Here is a 19,968-nt window from a genome sequence, read left to right as displayed (position 1 = left end):
TTAGCCATGGCTCACAATCAACCGAGCTGTGGACGTTTCTGCAAAGGAAAGGGACGCTTTTGCAAATGCGGCGGGCAGCGACCGACATAACCGAGCTCTACGCACCGCAGTTTGAGCAGTTTGGCCTGGAGCTTACCGGCAAGGGCGCCGTCTTTACCGGCGAGGTGGCAAACGATCGGGCGCACGGACGCGCATGGATCATGCCTCTCTCCCCTGCCTGCATTGTCATGGAGCATTTCATCACCCCGACGCACGATATGTACCTGGCCGAATACACACCCGAGCCGTACGCCTGCGTGAGCGAAGTCAGCGCGCCCACACTTACATGCATGCCCGAGACTGGCATAACGCCCGCGAACCTCAAACCATCGCATGGACCGTGGCCAAACAATGCCGTTTGCAGCTTTATCCAAGATAGCTGTGGCGAGGAATTAAGCCCGCTGTTTGCGGGGGAGCTCTATCACTCGCGCTCGGTGCTCTTTTTGCCTGGATATTTTGACGAACTGGAGCACCGCTATCCCACCGAGTTCGCGGGAATCTTTGAGGCGTTTGCCGAGCCATGGCACGAGGAAGCGACGTCTGCCATCTATCACACGCTGCGCCGGATTAACGAGGACCGTGCCCAAACCGTAGGCGGACACGTCTATATGCAGGGCATCGTGGAGACCATGGTCGCGGAGCTCGCCTGTTCGCGCGCGGCCCACAAGCAGGCGCGGCAGGCGGCAGACACACGCGTCAGCATAACCATGGCCGAAGAAGCAACGGCAATGATTGAGCGCACGCTCGACAAAGGCAGACATGTGGGTATCAACGAGGTGGCCGAGAGGCTCTACACAAGCCGCTCCAAACTATGCGCCACCTTTAAGGCCCAAACCGGCGAGTCCCTGGGCGCCTACATTCGCAGACGCCGTATGGAGCGAGCGCAGGACCTTTTGGCAGATAGCGCGCTCACGATAGCGCAGGTGGCAGAGCGTCTAGGCTACCCTCAGCAGGCCGCCTTCGCCCAAGCCTTCAAGCAATACACCGGCATGACACCCACGGCTTGGCGAAGCAAGCATCGCTAAGGCCCAAGCTCCCTGGCCGTAACGGAGCGATTAATTAGCCGCCGCCCGTCAGCTCACCCAGGATCTAAACGTCAAGATGTGCACAATCAAGCGCCTTTTTGATAAGAGGGACAGATCGATCAGCCAAATACAACGGAATGTTGAGCACCCCGTCGTCGAGCTTTAGGTTCTTAAGTGAGTAGCGGACCCTCAATGGAGTCGTCTCCGCATGCTTGTCGGCATAGTACTTAAGGCTCTTGGAATGAACGACCTCTCCCGATTTGACCTCGACGGGAACGATTTCGTTTCCGACTTGAATCAAAAAATCGACTTCGTGCTTCGGCTTCTCGTTTGTCCAATAACGCGGAGCAGCATCTAACTGTGAAAGTAATGCCTGAAGCACATAGTTCTCGGCGAACGAACCTTTGAACTCCGAAAATAGCGCATCCGAGATGGCAAAAGCGGACGCATCCAGCCTTGCCATGCGGCGCAGCAAGCCGACATCAAGACAGTAGACTTTAAATGCCTTGAGGTCATCGTACGCAGAGAGCGGCACACCACCGGCAGCATTAAGGCGAACCGCCGTGATGAGCCCAGCATCGGCAAGCCATTCCAGAGCATCCTCGTATTCTCGAGCACGAGCCCCCTCGCGCACCGCACCCCAAACGAACTTTTTGTTCTCGCGCGCCAACTGAGCTGGAATCGAGTTCCATATTTGCGAAAGCTTGGCGAACTGCGCACGGCCACCATGCTTGGCAAAATCGCGCTCGTAGGAATCCAAGAGATCAGACAACACCTTATCGACCTGAACGATATCGCCCGTCTCCACCCACCGGCCAAGAGCCTCTGGCATGCCGCCGCATGCAAAATAACGACGAAGATGCTCGACGAGACGGACATGGAAGAAATCGGGCACTGTCTCGATCTGATCAAGGCCGCCAAGGTATTCGTCGTAGTTTGCAGCGCCCTCGGCTTTCAGAAACTCGGAAAAGCTCATGGGGCGCATCTCCATGAACTCGACCTTTCCCACCGGAAAAGCGCTGGTCTCACGGGACAAGCGAACGCCCAACAAAGACCCTGCGCATGCGACGTGATACTCGGGGGCCTCGTCACAGAAGTATTTAAGGGCGCCGACTGCAGAAGGACAATCCTGGATCTCATCAATAATAAGCAGCGTTTCGCCGGGCTCGATAGGCTGTCCAAGTGCCAGGGAAAGATTTGAGATGATCCGTCGAGGATCGCGCGTACCTTCGAAAAACTGAGCGTACTCGCTCTGTACCCCAGGTGACGGCTCCTCGAGCGTCAGATACACAAAATTGAGGTACGAGGTTCGGCCGAACTCCTTAAGCGCCCACGTCTTTCCAACCTGGCGCGCCCCCTTAAGGATAAGCGGCTTACGATATTCTGACGCTTTCCAAGCGTTAAGCTTGGCAATGATATCTCGCTGCATGACCGAACCTCCCGCAAAGAAACTTCCGTAAACGTGATATTTCCCACATTTTACCCTAGGTAAAACGTGACATTTATCACATTTACAGAAGTTTTAAGCTCATTTCGCCACACTTTCATCACATTTATTGCAATGTGACAAAGGGACAGTCCCTTTGTCACCCGCACAAAAATGGACGCGCCAACGGCGCGCCCATTCACTCTATTCCATTCAGCCCGCCTGACCCGAACGGCCGAGTCGTCACAGAACCCGGGAGCCCCGGCAGGGCGGGTGCTTCCTCAAAATGAGTTCCGCACGCAAAGAAGGCCACTTAATGTGGCCTTCGTCTTGCGCAGGACTGTTCGAAATTTTGAGGAAGCACCCGCCCTGCCGGGGCTCCCGGGTTCCCGCTTACGAGAGCGACGTTCTCAGCAACTCGTTGAAGAGCTTCGGGTTGCCCTTGCCGCGACTCGCCTTCATGCACTGGCCCACCAAAAAGCCGATGACCTTCTGGTTGCCGTCACGATACTGCTGCGCCTGATCGGCACAGTTTGCCAGCACCTCGTCCACGATCGGCTGCAGCGCGCCGGCATCGCTCACCTGGCGCATACCGCGCTCATCGACGATCTTGTTGGGGTCGTCGCCGGTCTGGGCCATGGCCTCAAAGACCTCGTGCGCCTGGTTGGAGCTGATGGCATCGGTCGCCAGAAGCTTGGCAAGCGCCGCCACCTGAGCCGGCGCAATGCCGGACTCGGTGAGCGACACGCCCGCACCCTTAAGGTAGGCAATCATCTCGTTCACCAGCAAGTTTGCAACCGTCTGGGCCTCCTTGCCAGCCATACCGGCAGCGGCAGCCTCAAAGAACTCGGCAAACTCGGGGTCGCCGGCGATTTGCTCGGCATCGGCCGCCTTAATGCCAAAGTCGGCCTCAAAACGGGCGCGCTTGGCATCGGGCAGCTCGGGAATCTCGCCACGGCAACGGTCGATAAACTCGTCGTCCAGATCGAACGGCGCCAGGTCGGGATCGGGGAACAGACGATAGTCGTCGGCCGTCTCCTTGACGCGCATGACCACGGTACGCTTGCGACTAGGCTCCCAGTGGCGGGTCTCCTGATAGATGATGCCGCCCTCCTCGAGCACCTCGGCCTGACGGCAAATCTCGTAGGCAAGGCCGTCATGCAGGCTCTTAAACGAGTTGAGGTTCTTGAGCTCGGTCTTGGTGCCCAGCTTGGTCTCGCCGCGGCGACGCAGCGACACGTTACCGTCGCAGCGCATAGAGCCCTTCTCCATGGAGCAGTCCGAAATGCCCAGCGTCACAAAGATGCGACGGAGCTTCTCCATAAACAGGCGCGCTTCCTCGGGCGTACGCAAGTCGGGCTCAGTCACGAGCTCAATCAAAGGCGTGCCGCAGCGGTTGTAGTCGACGAGCGACTCGGCCGCGGCGGTAATGCGGCCCTCGGCACCGCCCACGTGCACCATCTTGGCGGCGTCCTCCTCCATGTGGATGCGCAGGATGCGGATGGGCACCGTGTAGGAACCGTCCTCGCGGCGCTCGGGCATCTGCAGGTTGGACGCATCGTAGCTGGCCAGGTGACCTGCGCGCTGATTGCCCTCGCGCATGGTCGACGTCATGGACGTGGACAGGCCTTCGGCGTTGGCCGAGGCGCTCGCCAGGCTCTGAGCCTCGGCCTCGCCAAATGCGCAGTCGGGGCGCTCGGCGGCACCGCGACCGGTCACATCCAGATCCAGATGGCCGTACATGGCAAAGGCGACCGGACCCTGCGTGGTCTGGAAGTTCTTGGCCATGTCGGGATAGAAGTAGTGCTTGCGGTAGAACATCGAGTGACGCTGGATCTCGCAGTTGGTGGCGAGACCCGCTTTGACGATGCTCTCGATGGCGCGCTTGTTGGGCACCGGCAGGGCGCCGGGCAGGCCCAGGCACACCGGGCACACGTTGGCGTTGGGCTCGTCATCGTGGCTGAGCTTGCAGTTGCAGAACATCTTGGTATCGAGCGCGGTGAGCTCGGTATGGATCTCCAGGCCGATCACGGCCTCCCAATCCTGCAGGACCTCGGAAAGCTCCTTCATTACAGCTCGCCTCCCTTCCCGGCAAAATCAGGCGCGACGGAAAGCGCGGGCGCACCCGTGGCGGCATCGGCAAAGCCGCGCTCCAGGGCGCGGGCAAACGTGAGCAACTGACGGTCCTTAAACGCCGGACCAACCAGCTGGGCAGAAACGGGCAGCTGAGTATCCTCGCCCAAGCCCAGCGGCACCGAGATGCCACCGTTGCCGCAAATGTTGAGCGAGATGGTGTACAGGTCGGAGAGGTACATCTGCGTGGGGTCGCTGATCTCGCCAAACTTAAAGGCCGTGCGCGGCGAGGCGGGCATGAGAATGGTGTCCACCTTGGCATATGCGGCGTCGTAGTCCCGCGTGATGAGCGTGCGAGCCTTTTGCGCGGCGTAGTAGTACTTGTCGTACACGCCCGAGCTCAGCAGGTAGGCGCCGAGCATCTGACGGCGCTTGGCCTCGGCGCCAAAGCCGTGGGCGCGCGAAAGCGAGCTTTGGTCGGACAGGTTGGCGCAGCCCTCCTCCTGATAGCCGTAGCGAATGCCGTCGAAGCGGGCCAGGTTGGAGAACGCCTCGGCCGGGCCGATGACGTAGTAGGCGGCGATGGCGGCGTCCAGGTGCGGCAGGTCGACCTCGACCAGCTCGGCGCCCTGATTCTGCAGCTCCTGGGCGGCGCGCTGAACAGCGGCCTTGACCTCGGGCGTCAGGCCCTCGGCCTCCATAAACGCGGGGATGATGCCCACGCGCTTACCCTCGATGCTGTCGTTGAGATGCTCGGTAAAGTCGACGGCGCAATCCTGGCTGGTGCAGTCGTACGGATCGTGGCCCGCGCCGGTAAGCGCGTTCATGGCCAGCGCGACATCCTCGACCGTGCGGGCAAAGGGGCCCACCTGGTCGAGCGACGAGCCAAAGGCAACCACGCCGTAACGGCTCACGGCGCCATACGTGGGCTTAAAGCCCACCACGCCGCACAGCGACGCCGGTTGGCGAATGGAGCCGCCGGTGTCCGAGCCCAGCGAGAGCGCGACCTCGCCCGCGGCGACGGCGGCAGCGGAGCCGCCCGAGGAGCCGCCGGGCACGCGCTCGGTATCCCAAGGGTTGTTGGTGCGGTGGAACGCCGAGCTCTCGGTGGAGCTGCCAAAGGCAAACTCGTCCATGTTGGCCTTGCCCATGGGCAGGCAGCCGGCATCGAGCATGCGCTGGACGCAGGTGGCGGTGTAGACGCTCTGGTAGTCCCCAAGCATGCGGGAAGCGCAGGTGGTGCGCGTGCCCACGAGGTTCATGTTGTCCTTGATGGCCAGCGGCACGCCCGCAAGCGGGGGCAGCGGCTTGCCTGCGGCACGGTCGGCATCCACGCGCGCAGCGGCCTCGAGCGCAAGCTCGGGCGCCACCTGCAGGAATGCCTGGACCCCGCCCTCGCGCGCTTCGATGGCGGCAAGGGAGGCCTGGGCCACCTCGGTAGCGGTAAAGTCGCCGGCGGAAACGCCCGCGGCGATCTGGGCGGCGGTAAGGGAATCGAAGCTCTGCGCCATTACTCGCTCTCCCCCTCTCCCAAAATGGACGGCACGCGGAAGTAGCGGTCGCGCGCGCTGCCGGCGTTTTCGAGCGCAACGTCGAGCGGCAGGTCGCGCTCGGGCTCGCGCAGGTCATCGCCCATCACGTTGGACAGGCTTCCGATGGGGTGGAACGTGGGCTCCGCGTCGGGCAAGTCATATTGCAAGACGGGCTCGAGCATCTGGACGGCGTCGTTCATGTAGGACGTCATCTGGGTGAGCTCGTCATCGGTCAGTGCGATCTTTGCGTACTCGGCGATGCCGCGCACGTCTTTCTCGCTGAGTGCCATAGGCGCTCCCTTCCGCATAACAGTTAAACCGCTCTAGTATACAAGGCAACGCCGCTTGGAGCAGGTGCTTTACCCAAATGCAGCGAAAACGTAACGAGGGCGGCGGGCTGGCAGGTGGCGGGCCGGCGGTTCTGCAGCAAAACCGCACCGTCCATAGCGAAAACCGTCCCGTCCACAACGAAGACCATCACAACATTCGACGCTTTTCGCCAAAATCGCGATTTTCATCGAATGTTGTGATGGTTTGGAAGCCCCGGCCACCACAAAGGTGCCTGTCCCCATTGTGGTGGTTCTGGAGAATGTCCTATGCCGAGGCCTTGGCCTTGCGGCGCTTGCGGACCGCGTGGATCACGATGTCCAGCAGCAACAGCACAATGGCCACGACCACGATGAGCACGGCAAACTCGCGCTTGCCCCAGTGGCGGCCGGCCAGCGACTTTTGCTTGTCGACGTCCTTCTTGTTGTACTTGGTGCGCACGCAATGCACCAGCAGGCGATGGTCGTTCACGCCGTAGGGCGTGCAGGTGACGAGCGTCACCTTGTCGGCGCCGGGCTCGATGGTCAGCGACTCCATCTCCTCGGGCAGCACGACCTCGGAGTCCACCATCTTGTAGGCGAGCGTCTTGTTCATGGTGTGCAGCAGCACCAGGTCGCCGGGCTCCAGCGAATGGATGTCGTCGAACATGCTCAGGTTGCGCATGCCCGAGTGCGCGGTGAGCACGCAATGCGTCGAGGTGCCGCCCACCGGCAGGCTCGTGCCCTCCAGGTGGCCGACGCCCGCCATAAGGACTTCTTCGCTCGTGCCGTGGTAGATGGGCATGCTCACGTCGATGGAGGGGATCTCGACCCAGCTCATCATGGGGTCGCGGTCAAAGATGAGCTGCTGATCGTAGGGCTCGATCTGGTCGGCGGGGAGCTCGGTGGCCTCGCCGGCAAGTTGCTCGTTAAAGGAGCGCGCCTGGAGCAGGATGCGTTCGCGCTCCTCGGCAGACAGCGCGTCCACGGTGCTGGACACCGTGCTGATCTGGTTGAACACGCCCGAGGCCTCGAGCCGGTCCAAGATCCATGGCCAGGTCATAAGGCCCACGCCAATAAGGATGATGACGATGGTGATGAGACGGTCGGCCCAGCGCGGCAGTCGCTTGCGGCGGCGCTTGGGCTTTGGTTGAGGTTTGGGCTGAGGGCTTGAGCCGCCGTTGGCCGCGGCGTTATTGCTCTTCATATGTTTAGCGCCCTGCACCATCGCCGGTCACTCCTCTACAGCTCAGGTTGTCTAAACAAATAATAGCCGATTAACGAGCTTCCACGCCAGACAACGCAGATAGACTGCACCGTCCAGTCGAGGATAAGCCTGCATTTGAGTTTTCAAAATGTCCCGGATCGGCGGGGCGATTCGGGATACAATGTCAATAGAAAACGACGCACCCCGCGTAAGTGTACGAGAGCGCGGGCGGCCTAGTTTTCAGCTTTAGTTAAATGCCCGGGCTCCGAACCCCGGGCATTCTTATTTGCGCTTGTTGCGGCGCAAATGCCTTCTACCGTCCGCACCGCGCGTGCGCCTACGGACCTTAAACCGAACCTCATACGAGTCAAGAAACGCGATGACGAACGTGCCCACCGCCGCAAGGGCGGCGAGCGCGTTAAGGAATTTCAGCATTTGGGGACCTCCGATCGAGTCGTCGGCCGCCCGCGCACGGGATGCGTCGCAAGGCCATTTTACTGCGAGTGCATGCACCCACGGCTTGTAAACGCGATTTTGACAAACATTTGTTCGATAGTTATAAACACGATTCCTCATCCAGCGGAACCTTGCCGCATTGTCCGGGTTTGCCCGACGTGTTTGCGCTTTCAAAATGTCCCAAATCGGCGAAGCGATTCGGGATACAATAACTACAGAAAACGGCGCACCCCGCGTAAGTACTTAGGAGCGCGGGCGACCAGTTTCCGACGTTGTTAAATGCCCGGGCCTCTAACCCCGGGCATTTTAATTTGCACGCGCGGCGCAAATGCCTTCTACCGTCCGCACCGCGCGTGCGCCTACGAACCTTAAACCGAACCTCATACGAGTCAAGAAACGCGATGACGGATGAGTCCGCATCGGACGGTGGAGGCTGCCTGTGTTGTCCAAAAAACGGGGCAGACTCCAGTGCGGAGTCTGCCCCGAAAAGAGAATGGCAAAGCAAGAACGTCGATGGACGAGAAAAGTGTCCGCAAGTCTCATGGCCATCACATCCCACCTGCCAAAGGAATGGGTGAGCGAGCGTTACTCCTGCTCGGACTCCTCAGCCTGCTTACGGCTGCGGATGAGGTGCGCCACACCAATGCACAGCACCGCGCCACCAGCAATCCAAGTGAAGGTCACGCCATTGAGACCGGTCAGCGGGAGGCCAACCTTCTTGGTATCGCCGACGGTGATGTTGAAGGTGCCGTCCGCGTCCTTTTCGGAGCCAGGCTTCGCCGTCAGATTGTTATCGCCGGCATCCTCATCGGTGATACCGGCAATGACCTTGCCGCCTTGGTCAGTCGTAAGTACTCCATCGAGCCTAGTAAGACCAGCCTTCGGACCATCGGCGGTCATGGTCGGCTTGATCTCGAAGGTAAAGGGGTTGACCGCGGTGTAACCGGAGGGGGGAGTAACCTCCGTGACCGAATAGACGCCGGCATCGAGACGAGTAAGCCTAATGACACCATCGGCGTCCGTCGATAGAACGACCTCGGTGTCACTCAAAGTGCCATCATCCTTGACATATTTAACGTTTGCGCTGTTCTCGTCACCGTAAGTTGTGATGGTGAACTTAGCATCTTTCAATGCCTTCTCGGTACCCAGGTCGACCTTGTTGATCTTGAGGCCGTAGGTGTAATCCTTGACCGTGTCAGGCTGGGTCTCGCCGCACTCGCCGGTCATGGGGTTATTGGAGTAGTGAAGCGTCACGGTGTTATCGTGACTCATGTCACCCGCGATGACCGCATCCTTGTTGATTTGCGCCTTATAGGAGACGACGATGTAGGAGTCCTTATTGACGTCCGCGACCTGCTTCAGATTATCGCAGGTCCACCTCGTTGTTTTGCTGCCATCGGCAGCGGCCCTATCGGTCGACTCCCTGAAGTTATCAGTAATATTCGTACCCTTCGTGCGGGTGAGATCGCCCTTCGCGTCAGCCTTGTTCTTATACAGGTAGACCTTAGCGCCCTTCTGCAGCGTCAGGCCCTTGGAAATCTGATCGGAGAACTCGTAGAAATACGTGCCGTACTTGTCGTAGTTCTCGGCAATGGTGCCATAAAGGTTGTACGTCACGTCCTGGCCGATCTGAGAGTCAGCAGCGTCGTGCTCCAAACCGTCGGCGTCGCTCACGATCTTCTTCTCGACAGTGGGGAAGCCCGTTTTCTCGGTGATTTTAACAGGCGCGCTTCCCACGACAGTGAAGATGGGGGACGTACCCGCGTCACCAGTCTCGATGGTGTCGGGATCGGTTACGAAGAGCCAGTAACCATGTTCAAGACCGGAAACGGTTTTGTTGGTCGTCGTCGCGCTTTCGGTAAGACCGTCCACTATGTCGGCAATCTTGTATGGAATGGAACCGAACTCAACGCGGGTTGTCTTACCGGTTCCCTTTACCTTTTTCGTGATCCAGTCCGCGGCGTCTTGGGCGGTCTTTCCCACATAGGACTCGTCCTCTGTCTGGATAAAGCTCACGACAGCATTCTGCACATTAGTGTTTGCCCACGTAATGTTGCTGACGGTTCCATCGGTGGCAACATCGGCCCCGAAAATCTGATAGCCCTTGAACTCGGTAGTGTTACCCTCAACGTTCTCGATAGTCACCGAGCCGTTCGCAGTCGTCGCACCCTCAGCAAACGCCATCGTAACCGGGGCCATCACGCCGCCGAAGCTCAGCGCCGCCGTGAGGCCTGCCGTTACTGCCAGGCGTGCGATGTTCTTGTTCATGCTCATCTTCTTTTCCTCTGCTTTCTGCTTGATTCCCATTCGATCGATCATCATCTGTCTGTGTCTTAGCATCTGCTTCGCTATGTCTCGCCCCGCTCTCTGTGGGGCTGCCAGCTACTCTTTATGGCTGCCACCTCCCCGCTTGACCAGGAGCGCGACCACGATGAGCGCGGCTCCGGCGACCGCTGCGGCGGCCGCGGCGTACATTGCCATATCGCCAGTCGAGGGCATAAAGCCTCCGGTGGTAATGCTAGGGGGTGTGCCGGTGGGCGTGTTGATGAGCGACGCCTCCAGGCTGCCCGTCGACCCGTCCGCGCTGTCGGCGCGCAGGGGCGACTCGGCCGTGATGGTGAGCTTGGGCTTGGCGGCGACCACCTGGTCGACGTCCAGGCCCTCGGCCTTGACCGTCACGGAGCGCGTACCCTCAAAGGCGGCGTAGCCCTTGGGCGCCTTGATCTCGCGGACCTCCAGCTTGCCCGAGTCCACGCCCGAGACGGTCACGCGGCCGTCCTCGCCCGTGGTGACGGTGGCCTTGCCCTCCGCATCCCACGTGCCGTCGGCCGCCAGTGTGCGACCGCGGTCGTCGGCGATGCTCAGGACCGCCCCGGCAAGCGGCTTGTCGCCGTCGCTGCCGCGCTTGGTGAGCGCGAGATCCCAGGTGTAGGCGCACGCATCGTCGCTCGGCGTGCGGGTGAAGCCGGCCTCGCCGGACTGGTCGGCAAAGGGAGAGCGCGGGTAGCGCAGGTAGACCTCGTTGGGGTTGCCCTTCGCGATGCCGTGGCTGCATGCGCTGTTGAGCGGTGCGTTGTACACGGCGACCACGCGGGCGCCCGCGGTGAAGGCGTCGGCCCCGCCGAGCGCGGCGATGAGGTCGCCGGTGCGCACGGTGAAGGTCTTACCGTCGGCCGCTACCTTGGTGGCGCACTGGGCCGTGATATCGGTCCAGCCCTTCGCGGGCTCGGTGCCGGCGCGGCCGTCCTTGCCGGCCGGGACGGCGTCAAAGCCGCCGTCCGCGCCCGCCGCCACGTACACGCGCATGCTCGCGGCCACCTTGGAGGGGTCGAGTCCCGCGCCCATGGTGTCGACGAACCGCACCGTATAGGTGTCGTAGGCCGTGAGCCCGGCCGGGACCGTAGCCGAGAGGCGCCAGTACAGGTCGTCGGCGACCGTGGCGTCGGCGGCCTTCTGCCATGCAGTGGTGCTGTCCTCCAGCACGTGCTTGGCGACCTTGGGCGTCGCAGCCTTGGGCTTGACGGTGACGGCGCTGCCGCCCACCAGGGCCATGATCGGCGCGGTGCCGGCCTCTCCCTGGGCGATGGCGTCGTCGTCGGCGACGATGAGCCAGTAGCCGCAGGGCAGCTCGGCCGTCGTGCCCGCGTTAAGGGCCACGGGCACGGCGCCAGAGCTCTGGAGGGAACGAGCGAGCTGTGCGCTCAGCGCGCTCGTAAGGTGGGAATCGGTGTTGAGCCACTCGGCAGCTTCCTGCGCGGTGGTCTGGGATTTGGGCATGCCGGCGCTGTGCAGCACAGGCAGCGCGGCGTCGCGCACGGCGTTGCTTGCCCAGGCGAGGTCGGTGGCAATCTTAGCGTCGCTGTCGCCGTCGACGACGTTGGCGCTAAAGATCTGGTAGGCGTCGTATCTGCTCGCCACGGTGCCGCTCACCGTAATGGAACCGGTCGAGGTCGGCGCGGCCTGCGCGGAAGCGGGGAACACAACCGCGCAGGTGCCGATCAGGAGGGCAAGCAGCGCAAACATGATCGGGAAGGAGCAAACTTTCTTATTCACGACGCTTACCTCCCTTCGCATTCGCCTTGCGACGAATGTGCATCCAGGCCGCAGCAGCGCAAAGCACCGCCGCGCCGGCAAGGTACGTCAGAGTGACGCCCGACATACCAGAAAGAGGCAAAGAGGTGGAGTAGGTGTTGGTGAAGGTGGAGGCGGGAATGGCGTCGGGCGCGGCGGCGGAGGGTTCAACCACGACGCCCTGCCCGTTCTCGCCAAGGGTGTTGCCCATGTCGTCCTTCATCTGCGTAACGGTGGTAGAGGTGGTAAGACCGGTGTACTTGCCAGTGGTCTCATTCATGACGGCCTTCACCGTGACGGCAACCTGGTACTCGGCCTTGGAGTAGCGGAGCTTATCGATGGCACCGGTGGTAGGCGCGACCTCCTTCACCGTGTAGGTGTAGGTCTTGGCGCCAGTCGGGTTCGAATCGTCGATCTTGGCGAGGTGCTTTTTGGAGAACGAGATACCGCCAAAGGATGCCACGATGTCGTTGACCTTGGTGGAGCCCGCTGCGGGAGCGACGGAAATAGTCGTCGGATCAAGCTTAGGTGCGCTATCCTTATTTGCCCCCGTAGCCTCGATGCTGAACTCGAACGGCACATATTTGTCTTTATCGCCCTTCGGCCAGTCCGTATTGCGAACAGATTTGGTCACCGGGATCTTCACGGACGTAGTGGTAAGGGCGTCGGAAATGTAGACGTTGTTCCCGTCAATCGTCGGGCTCTTTCCCTCGGTCCACGTGACGGAACCGTCCTCGTTGGACACCGTGAACTCATAAACCGTGGTGTTCAAGTTGTAGCCAAACGGAGCCTGGGTCTCAACAAGCGTGTACGTACCCGGCAGCAGACCCTCGAGCGTGAACTTGCCAGGCGCGGTGTCGGTGTCTACCCACGTGGTATCGCTCGAAGTCGACTGGTCGCTCACCTGATCTCTCACGGTCCAGGACTGGTTAACGGCCGCACCATCGGCGTCATTAGTCTTGGTGAGTTTCCACTCAGAACCAGCCAAAGGAGTGTGTTTTGTGTCGCCCTCCCCCACCTTGGTCCAAGACACCGTACCGGTGATGATCTTGGTGTTGGGAATGGCACCTGTGGGGTTATTCTCGAACGGAACATTTTTGCCGTTCTCATCCACGTAACCCTGAACGTAGTTCGGCTTCTCGCCAGAATTGTTCATAGTGGCATAGTAGATGGTGTCTGACTTCTGGTAGCCAGCCGGCGCCGTCTCCTCTTTGATGTAATACGTGAAGTAGTTGGTATCGTTGGAATTGCCGATGTTTGCCTTCTGGTTCAGATAGTTGAACTGAAGCTTGCCATCACCCGAAGCGTAATCATTTGCGCCACCGTCAGTCACCGTCACGATAGCGTCCTTGCCCGCGACAGCATTCTCGACAGAACCATAGATAGCCCACGAGGAACCAGGAAGCGACGTGTTGCCGTTCGCCGCATCGACCTTGCTCCACGCAACGGCGGAGCCGTCGGGCGTATACGACCCAGACCACGGGAAGTTGTGACGCTCCTGATCCATATCGATGACGGAAGCCGAGTTACCCTCACCAAATGCTGCGGCAACCTTCGGGCTGTTCATTGAGAAATCGACGCCCACATAAACGCGGCCGTTGGTAGTCACATGGTCGTCGAAACTTCCGTTGGGAACGAGAATCGATCCGATCATAGCCGCCGCAGGATCGTCGTCAGTCCACTTGGCACCGGTGGCTGTGCCGCCGTATCCCCAGTCCGCGCGGTTTTCTCCCGCGATGCCGCCTCGAATGGTAAGGCTGGTGGTATCGACGAAGTTCCACATGATGGACTGGGAGGCCAGCGAGTATTTCGCGTCAAGGTCTTTCTTGGCGTACTGACTCTCGTAACCGCGAGATATTTCTGTATCTCCCCACCAGAAGCGCCAGCCGTTGTGGAACTCGACAGGATTAGTACCTGTAACGTTCACGACAATGGATGCGCCTTCGGGGATATTGGTGAACTTAAAGTCGACGCCGCGGTAGTAGACGTCATCCTTCCAGTTGGAGAGCTCGGAACCGGCGATGGTGAAGACCTGTTGCATAGAAGTTCCATCGCCGGTAAAGGTGATGAGTCGCTCGGTGTTGCGAATCTTATTGCTCGGGATTCCGGTATCGAGCGCACCGGAAACAGACTTGCCGCTACCATCGTCGCTACCATCGAATTTGAGTGTATAGCTTGTTCCGTCGTTATTGTACTTGTTGATGACGTAGTTGCTATTAGGCTCTGCAAAGCCGTTGACATCCACCTCGCCGGTATCTTCAAACGAGTCGAGCTGTTTCGATAGCTTCGAGAGGTATCCATTTGTACCGTTATAGCTCGAATAATCGCTACCGTTGACATTAGTCAAATCAACAGCTTTATTGAACAGGGTGCTTTCCAGAGCAGACAAGCCCTCGTACCAATTACCCTGCATTGTCACCACAGACTGGCGTTTATAGTCGCTATCGCGCCAGTATGTGATGGGGCCTGCGATTTGCGCGGTGTAGGCAAAGCCGGAAGGAGTCGCGCCCTCAAAAGGTCTCTGCTGTCCGACCCAAGCGCCTTTGTTCCAAGCGCCAACGGTAGTCGCCCCCGGCAAGTTGCCGTTGTAACCAACGCTCATTTTGGTGATCGCACTGTCGATTCCGGCGACCGCAAGCACGGTGCTGCCGTAGACAGGACGGAACTGGGAACCAAAACCAACGGTGCCAAAGCGGAAACCAGCGCCGCTACTATTATTATAGGGCCAGCTCTCTTTGAGTGGATTCATGGCAAGCTTGCCACGGACCACGGTAAGGCCCTCCGCCTCAGCGGCATATGAGCCGGTGGGGGCGTTGTCCGCATCAAGATCGATAGTGCCGTCGCTCGGCTTATCGCTCGGCTTACCACCGATGTACATGTCGCGGCCGACGTAGGTGGCCACGCCGGGATCAGGGGTTGAGACATTGATATTCGTACCGATACCGATAGACGTGGGAACGTAAATTCCCGGCTTCACGGTGGCCGTCGCTCCCGCTGAAGCCGCATTCGCACTCTGAGCCTGCTCAACACTATTTGAAGAGCCAGACTCGCCGCCATCGGTCTCGTCGCTATTCTGGTTTTCGGCATCCTCGCTGGTGTTACCTACAGCAGCGGACTCACTTGAGGAACCCCCCCCCATTACAGTTTCCGCGGTAGAAACTGTCTGGGCATCGTTGGCGATGGCCTGCGAGATCGGGGGCATAACGAGCGACAGTACCAGGCTCAAAACGGAGGCTCCGCACAAAACGCCTGCCAGTACACGGCGCGTCGCTTTTTTACTCTGCTTAGTTTTTTCTGAATTCGCTTTCATCGATGTCTCCTCCCCAAGAGACCGCGATCTTGCTCTTTCACTATCAAACGTATCCACGCAATCTGTAATTGCGCACGCTTATAGTACATATTGTAACGATTGTTTGAACATCTAAGCAAAAATACCGATAGTTTTGTAGCGAATTCTCAATTCTCTTGACATTTGCTCGGATTTACCTTCGTTTATTCGCTATGAAATATCTATTTCTACTGGTAATTAAGCTAGTTATCATTTTTTAATAGCATTTTATTTATTTGCACAACATTTTGCTCAAGAGCATGCGTCCTGTGAACGGTCGAAAATCGATCGTGAACGGTAGGTCATTAACCGGGAGGAATAGACTACTAAATTGCTGGGAATATCTTTAATTCATCGGTAGTTACAAGCGTAATGTTCAGACAACCATATTTGAATTTTCGCGCAGATTTTAGGCATCAATTCGCCCAAATCGCCTGAGACCACCGCAAAGGAGCCCGTCCCCTTTGCGGTAGTTCTCCCCCGGCGCTACAGCAGATGTTCCTCGATAAAGATCGCGATGCCGTCTTTGTCGTTGCTCGCGGTTACAAAATCGGCGGCGGCACGGGTGGCATCGCTGCCATTTGCCATGGCCACGCCCACGCCGGCGTCAGCCACCATGCAGGTGTCGTTGTCCGCATCGCCAAACACGCAGATGTCCTGGAGCTCCATGTCGTTGAGCTCCGCCACGCGCACAAGGCCGCGCGTCTTGGACACGCGCGGATCCATGAACTCGTAGAGCCGCTGTGTGGTTTGCAGAGCCGCCGCCTTAACAGTGTCATCGGCAAACGTCGACGCCCGCTCAATCACCCGCGGCATCACCTCGGGCGCCATGGTAAACATCACCTTGGGCTGCGGCTCGCGCAAAAACTCGGCAAAATCGACCACCTGGTAGGGCACGCCGTCGACGCGCGACAGGTGCTCGACGCACGCGTTGCTCTCGGGCACGTAGAACACGCCGTCTCGGGGGCAGACGGGCGTTGCCGGAAGGTCCGCCATGTGTTTGCAGATGCGCGCGATGGTCTTGCCCGGCAGCGGATAGCTCAGCTCGTTGATGTCGTGCGCGCGGTCGATGACCTCGGCGCCACCGCAGCCCACCATCACGTCCACCAGGCCTTCGATGCCCCAGAGCTCGTACATGGCCTCGGTCGCGTGGGCGTCGCGCCCGGTGCACAGGCCAAAGAGCACGCCGCGCTCGCGCAGGGCGCGGATCGCCGCCACGGTGCGCGGTGACACCGTGTGCTGACTCGTGAGCAGTGTGCCGTCGATATCGCAGAACACGGCTTTGATGTGGTTGAAGGTGGTGTCCATGGGGACCTTTCTGGGTTGTGCGGCGGTGCTGAATGTGGTCGGAAATGGTGTACATGGTATACCAAGGCTCAGGCGCGGCCCATCAAAGCAAAAACCACCACAAAGGTACCTGGCCCCTTTGTGGTGGCCGGACCCGAAGGGTGGCCTGGCCGGAACGCAAACCATCACAACATTCGACGTTTTTCGGCAATATCGCGATTTTCATCGAATGTTGTGATGGTTTTTACTGCTTTGCGGCACGATCCAAATGCCGGCGTCCAAACAGCAGCAGCGCCGCGGGAACCGCCGTCACGACCATGCCCGCACCAACGAGCGTCTGCTGCACGCCAAACGTCGCCGCCAGCCACGGGGCAATCGCTAGCGGCGCCACGCCGGCGAACATATTGCCAAAGCCCATGACCGAGTTCACGCGACCGAGCTGCTCGAGCGGCGCCGTCGTTTGCACGATGGTGTTGTGGAGCGGATTGACGACACCCCAGGCTATGCCCAGGGCGATCTGACCGACGAGGGCCACGCCCACGTACGGTGTCCCCACATAGAGCAGGCTTCCCAGGCCCACGGACATAAGCGCCACAAGCAGCGTTTTAAGGTTGACCAGGTGCGGCGGCAAGCGGAGCGCGAGCACGGCACCCAGCACCGCGCCGACACCGCAGGCAGACGAGAGCCAGCCCATCCACTCAACGCCAACGTGCAGAAAATCGCGATAGAAAAACGACTCCAGCGGATCGAAGGCTCCGTAGCCAAAGTTCGAAAGAAAAATGATGCAGAAAAGTAGCGCGAGGACGCTGTTGGTGAAAACTGTCTTGATGCTGGCTGCGAAGGTGGCGCGGGCGGACGTGCTGGGGTTGGAGCTTCGTCCCGCACGCTCCCCTTCCTCTGCCGAATCGGCATCCGCATGCCCGGCGACATGGCTGGTCTGCGGCCTAAAGCCCCAACCGGCGACGAACGCCAGTGCGGTAAAGAGCATCATGAGCACGAACACCGCGCGCGACGACGCAGCAGCCGCGACAAAGCCGCCCAGTGTGGGGCCAACGATAATACTCACGTTTGAGAACATGGCGATGGCGGAGTTGATGTCTTTGAGCTCGACGAGATCATCGGTGAGGTAGGCCGGATAGGACGTGGCAATGGGCTGGGCGAACCCCATCGCAAAGCCCAGAAACACCGCGCCGAGCAGGACGATGCCGGTCGCGCTGCCAAAGGCGATGATTGCCGTGCCAGTTGCGAGCGTGCCGACGATGCTCAGCAAGAAATGGCGGCGCGGACCCCAGGCGTCGAGCGCAGCGCCGCCCGCAAAGGATCCCAGGATCACGAAAACGTTCATAAACAGAACGGCCAGCGATGTCGCGACGACCGAGGCATCGTCCGCATAGGTGAGCGTTCCGATGACGCCGATAAAATAACTGGTCTGAAACCCGGTGTAGATGAGAAAGCGCATCGCCACCAAGCGCTTGGCCTGCACGGACAGCGATGATTGAGGCTTTGAGAAAAGAGAGGCGAGCATGGAGACTCCTTGTTTCATACGAATGCGGACGGCGGGCATTCGCCACCGTCTGTCAAATCAATCTATCCGCATGAAACATTAAGGACGCATCAAGCCCCTTTTCTCCGTTTTTCGCCCGTCATGAACTACTCGGTAGATTGTAAGGCATGTCCCAAACATCTACCAAAGCAAAAACCACCACAAAGGGGCCTGGCCCCTTTGTGGTGGAAATGACGTTTGCTCAGATAAAACCTGCCAAAACAAACCTGTCCCTTTTTGGCATGTTATGGCAGCGCTGCGAGCCGGTTCCAAGTGCCCCAGGTCGCCCCGAAAGAGGAGCGACGCGTACTTTGGTACGCGAGCGACGGCTTGAGGGGCGAGATGGGGTGCTTGGGGCCGGTGCAGCGTCAAGCCTGAAGGTGGTCTTGGATCAGGTCGCAGATGGCTCGGGCGTCGTTGATGTTGATGGCTCGGGTCGCGAAGCCGGCGTCGAAGGCCTGGCGCGCCAGGGCCTCGTTGCAGGCTAAGGCCAGCGTGCGGCCGTCGACCAGATCGAGCGAGCTCTTACCGCGAAGACGGTCGACACCGGAGCGCGCAACCACGATATTGTCGAAGCCCTCGGTCTTGTAGCCCTCGATGATTACCACGTCGACATCGCTGAAGCGCGACAGCAGCTCGCGCGCGGGCATCTCGTCCTCCTCGCGCGTGTCGGCGTACTCCGCCCAGCGCGTGGCACAAATGAGACCCACGTGCTTGGATCCCGCCTGGTGATGGCGCCAGGTATCCTTGGCGGGCACGTCGATATCAAAGCCGTGATGTCCATGATGCTTGAGCGAGCCCACGCGCAGGCCACGGCGGGTAAGCTCAGCAATGACCTTCTCGACAAGTGTGGTCTTGCCCGAGTTCTGGTAACCGATAAACGCGATTGCTGGGGCGGCCGGAGTGGGAGCTGCGGGCACGGCCGGGGCGGATGCGCTCGCGGGCACGGTGCCATCAGTAGCGGCGGCCTCGGCAGCAGCAGCTTGACGTTCGGCACGATCCCACACGCCCGAGCGTCCGCCCTCCTTGTGCAGCAGGCGCACATCGACGATCTCCATACCACGATCAACGGCCTTGCACATGTCGTAGATGGTCAGGCATGCGGCACTCGCACCGGTCAGTGCCTCCATCTCAATGCCGGTCTTGCCCGTCACACCGGCCGTGACCAGCACATGGAAGCCGACCTGTCCGTCCGGACGCGCCGGCGCCCAGCCCTCGGGCGCGTCCTCGGCCGGCATTCCTGCCGCAGCGATGGGCGCAATGTCGCACTTGCTCTTGGTAATGAGCAATGGATGGCACATGGGGATGATGTCGCTCGTGCGTTTGATGGCCATAATGCCCGCAACGCGTGCGCAGGCAAGCACGTCGCCCTTTTTGGCGCGGTCCTGCAGCACCATGGCTTGCGTCTCGGGATGCATGAGGATGGTGCCCTCGGCGATGGCGATGCGGTGCGTCTCGGCCTTGTCAGACACGTCGACCATGCGCACCTCGCCCTTGGCGTCCACGTGCGTCAGCTCGTCGCGGCGTACGTCGCGGGTGGAGTCGGTGTCGTTGTCGCTCACGGACGGCTGCACGGCCGCGGACGCGGCGTCTTTGTTGGCAGACGTGGCTTTGTGGGCAGACATCGCGGCCCTGCGAGCGGCCTTGGTGGCATCGGCGTACCTGCTCTTGGCCAT

The 19,968-nt window shown here is 60.0% G+C and carries 12 protein-coding genes; 1 reads left to right on the top strand and 11 read right to left on the bottom strand.

Annotated features, from left to right (window positions below; translation table 11 throughout):
- Positions 1–65: 65 nt before the first annotated feature.
- Positions 66–1,064: a helix-turn-helix transcriptional regulator gene (locus I2H19_RS05455; protein WP_195621839.1), complete on the top strand. Its 999-nt coding sequence runs from the start codon at positions 66–68 to the stop codon at positions 1,062–1,064.
- Positions 1,065–1,128: 64 nt separating this feature from the next.
- Here the strand turns inward: I2H19_RS05455 and I2H19_RS05450 are convergent, their stop codons facing one another.
- The 11 genes from I2H19_RS05450 to mobB form a co-directional block, all read right to left on the bottom strand.
- Positions 1,129–2,493: an ATP-binding protein gene (locus tag I2H19_RS05450; RefSeq protein ID WP_195233721.1), complete on the bottom strand. Its 1,365-nt coding sequence runs from the start codon at positions 2,491–2,493 to the stop codon at positions 1,129–1,131.
- A 390-nt stretch (positions 2,494–2,883) separates the two neighbouring features.
- Positions 2,884–4,560 carry an Asp-tRNA(Asn)/Glu-tRNA(Gln) amidotransferase subunit GatB gene (gene gatB / locus I2H19_RS05445; RefSeq protein ID WP_138375153.1) on the bottom strand — a complete coding sequence of 559 codons (1,677 nt, stop codon included), beginning with the start codon at positions 4,558–4,560 and terminating at the stop codon, positions 2,884–2,886.
- Positions 4,560–6,074, bottom strand: a complete 1,515-nt coding sequence (gatA, locus tag I2H19_RS05440; RefSeq protein ID WP_195621838.1) for an Asp-tRNA(Asn)/Glu-tRNA(Gln) amidotransferase subunit GatA — start codon at positions 6,072–6,074, stop codon at positions 4,560–4,562. The genes gatB and gatA overlap by 1 nt, the downstream gene beginning before the upstream one ends.
- Entirely contained in the window at positions 6,074–6,385 is a 312-nt protein-coding gene (locus I2H19_RS05435; RefSeq protein ID WP_195621837.1) for an Asp-tRNA(Asn)/Glu-tRNA(Gln) amidotransferase subunit GatC, read from the bottom strand. Before I2H19_RS05435 ends, gatA begins: the two co-directional genes overlap by 1 nt.
- A gap of 304 nt (positions 6,386–6,689) precedes the next feature.
- Complete coding sequence (locus I2H19_RS05430; RefSeq protein WP_195621836.1) at positions 6,690–7,607, bottom strand: class C sortase; 918 nt, start codon at positions 7,605–7,607, stop codon at positions 6,690–6,692.
- Positions 7,608–8,648: 1,041 nt separating this feature from the next.
- Positions 8,649–10,331: an isopeptide-forming domain-containing fimbrial protein gene (locus tag I2H19_RS05420; protein WP_229089795.1), complete on the bottom strand. Its 1,683-nt coding sequence runs from the start codon at positions 10,329–10,331 to the stop codon at positions 8,649–8,651.
- 114 nt (positions 10,332–10,445) lie between these two features.
- Positions 10,446–12,116 (bottom strand): SpaA isopeptide-forming pilin-related protein, encoded by a 1,671-nt coding sequence (locus tag I2H19_RS05415; protein WP_195621829.1) that lies wholly within the window; start codon positions 12,114–12,116, stop codon positions 10,446–10,448.
- The gene (locus I2H19_RS05410) at positions 12,109–15,273 is read right to left on the bottom strand and encodes a SpaA isopeptide-forming pilin-related protein (RefSeq protein ID WP_195621821.1); all 3,165 of its coding nucleotides are present in this window, start codon (positions 15,271–15,273) and stop codon (positions 12,109–12,111) included. Before I2H19_RS05410 ends, I2H19_RS05415 begins: the two co-directional genes overlap by 8 nt.
- Positions 15,274–15,948: 675 nt before the next feature.
- On the bottom strand, positions 15,949–16,770 hold the full coding sequence (locus I2H19_RS05405) for an HAD family hydrolase (RefSeq protein WP_195621819.1): 822 nt from the start codon (positions 16,768–16,770) through the stop codon (positions 15,949–15,951).
- A 223-nt stretch (positions 16,771–16,993) separates the two neighbouring features.
- A complete protein-coding gene (locus I2H19_RS05400; protein ID WP_195621818.1) occupies positions 16,994–18,274 on the bottom strand; it encodes an MFS transporter in 1,281 nt (426 codons plus the stop codon).
- Between the two features lie 386 nt (positions 18,275–18,660).
- Positions 18,661–19,968 carry a molybdopterin-guanine dinucleotide biosynthesis protein B gene (gene mobB / locus I2H19_RS10115; RefSeq protein ID WP_195621816.1) on the bottom strand — a complete coding sequence of 436 codons (1,308 nt, stop codon included), beginning with the start codon at positions 19,966–19,968 and terminating at the stop codon, positions 18,661–18,663.

The sequence above is a fragment of the Collinsella aerofaciens genome (assembly GCF_015560135.1).
In the GTDB taxonomy this organism is placed as follows: Bacteria; Actinomycetota; Coriobacteriia; order Coriobacteriales; family Coriobacteriaceae; genus Collinsella; species Collinsella aerofaciens_AN.
Note: the sequence above shows the minus strand (reverse complement) of the source record. Positions and strands in the feature narration are given on the sequence as shown.